Genomic DNA, 2,300 nt, shown 5'->3' with positions numbered 1-2,300 from the left:
CTCTTATACCTAGCAGTAATGTCAACTCTAAGTATGGTGAAGGCTCCACCGAGATGTATAAGGCCATTGATGTATGGATATGGGAAAGTTACAAAGAACTTTGGTTTTGATGGGTCTGGCTCAGCTTCAAAAATTCCACTCTTAACCCATCTATCCACCCACTTATCCTCTATAACTCTAACCTTACTGACGAGGGCAGGGTCAACCTTCGGCTTAACTCGACGCTCACCTACAATTCCAACCAAACACACCAACCTAGATATTAACATCTAAAAGCTTTTAAACATTTTCATCAAATGCAATTAACAGCATATGGACGCCTAACCCTCCTCACTCGAATCAAATAGTATAAAATGATTATTGAGATAATAGCCCAAACAATAAGTATAACCATTGAGAACACTCTTACCTCCCAACTATGAATGAAAAGATTCATTAACAATAGTATTAATGCAATTAGGAGGAGGATTCTTTGAAGAAGTCTAAGATAGAGGAAGCGCCTTCTAAGCCGATGTAAATCAACGTTTCTCACATGTAAATTTTGCATGAAGAATATTGTTCGATTATCATGTAATTAAAATTTATCATTATTTGAGTTAAATTATTAGGGAAAGGTATATGTGATGTGGATAGAAGTATATTAGGGGTGTGTACACAGTTAATTATAATTTCAGCTGAGAAGTATGGCTCTTAAACGTTAAGTTAGGGGGCAAGGGGATTGGACATAAAACATGAAACTATTGAGGAGAGGGCGAAGCTGGTTTTTTCATTGGGATCCATGAAGACTGCTATAGCGATAGTTGCTGTGATGCTTACATTGATGTGGGGGGTAAACATAATATATGTAAAAGACTTCGTTAAGCCAGCATTATTCACAGTATCAATAGCATTGATGACTTTGTCAGCTAATAAATCGAGTAGCTTCATGAATGTGAGGAGATCACTTTGGGCATCAATTATAATAATTGCACCACAACTCATAGCTCAAGTGATATTGATGCCAATAGGACTTGAAAGATATGCGTACACCCTACTATACACATCCATGTACCTAGCGGGACTTGTAGCCATGATAATGGATAACAAGATTGCAAAATATATGTTCATGGCATCGCCAATAATACCATCGATCCATGGGGGATTAACAACATTAACAGCATTATTAACAGCCATAATATCACTAATACTAACGAGGGAAGTTGTTAAGAGAATCATGTTCATAGGTGAAGACATAATAAAACCTGCAGCACACCTACTAATAGATGAAAACCCAAAACCTCTGGAAGAAGTCCTGGAGAAACTAGCGCCGGAGGGGGAGGTTCAAATATCAACAATAAAGGCCGAGAATATAACTCTGATAACAGCAAACTTCCATCCAGGACCCCTAATAGCTGGAAGCTCCAATGCACCAGCAAAAATAATGAAGAGACTTGAAGAAATAGGATTTAAACCAATATTCCTAAGAGCAGCAAGCACACACTCCGAAGACATACCATCACAAGAAGAAGTGGAGAAGGTTATAGCTGGAGTGGAGAGATGCATAAGTGGAGTTGAAGAATGCAAGTGTGGAAAGCTTGTGGTGAGAAATGAGGGTGAATATGAAATAACAGCACAGAAATTTGGAAAAATAGTATTGACAACGGTAAGTGGGAGGGGGTTTGAAAGCTTCGAAGACATACCAAACACCACTGAGAAGAGATTAAATGAAATATTAAATGCAAAGGGTATGAATGTGAAAGCAATATTGATTGATAGACATGACTCACTGAACCCTGGAAAACAAGCCGTCAAGGTGAAGCCATTCTCAAAGGAGGAGGACAAACTAATAGAAGCATTACTAAAAGCAGTTGAAGAAGCCATACAAAGCGAAGGGGAAGAGGAGGTATACGTGGGATACTCAAGTAGAAGCATAAAGAAGAGTGGCATTGGAAGTGGAGGGATAAGAGTTATGACAATAAGGGAAGCAACATACATATCCTTCGACTCCAACAACATGACACCAGAACTAAGGGATGCGATAAGCGAAATCATAAGGAATGAGGGGTACCACCCAATAATAGCCACAACAGATACACATGAAACCGTTGGACCTAGAGAAGCAGCAAACCCAATTGGAATAAATTTCAATAAAAAGGATTACGATGAAATAGTAGAGACCATAAAAAGTGTTATAAGGGAAGCAAAAGGGAATTCTAAGAAAATGAAGTTGATGAGTGGAACGGTAAATGTGAGGGTGAAGATGGTTGGAGAAGACGTTATGAATAGCATAATTAAGAGAATAGAAGTAGCCAACTACATAA

At 38.4% G+C, this 2,300-nt stretch carries 2 protein-coding genes; one reads left to right on the top strand and one right to left on the bottom strand.

Annotated features, from left to right (window positions below):
• Window positions 1-245 (bottom strand): class I tRNA ligase family protein (locus MRT15_RS09640; RefSeq protein ID WP_304329880.1); only part of this gene is annotated, 245 nt, incomplete at its 3' end.
• 473 nt (window positions 246-718) lie between these two features.
• On the opposite strand from MRT15_RS09640, the gene MRT15_RS09635 reads away from it, so the two are divergent.
• Window positions 719-2,300, top strand: a 1,582-nt coding sequence (locus MRT15_RS09635) for a DUF2070 family protein (protein ID WP_304329879.1), incomplete at its 3' end; no start/stop codon positions are given.

It is taken from the genome of Candidatus Culexarchaeum yellowstonense, assembly GCF_024707025.1.
Lineage (GTDB): Archaea > Thermoproteota > Methanomethylicia > Culexarchaeales > Culexarchaeaceae > Culexarchaeum.
The sequence above is the reverse complement of the archived record's forward strand: the minus strand, read 5'-3'. Positions and strand labels throughout refer to the sequence as shown.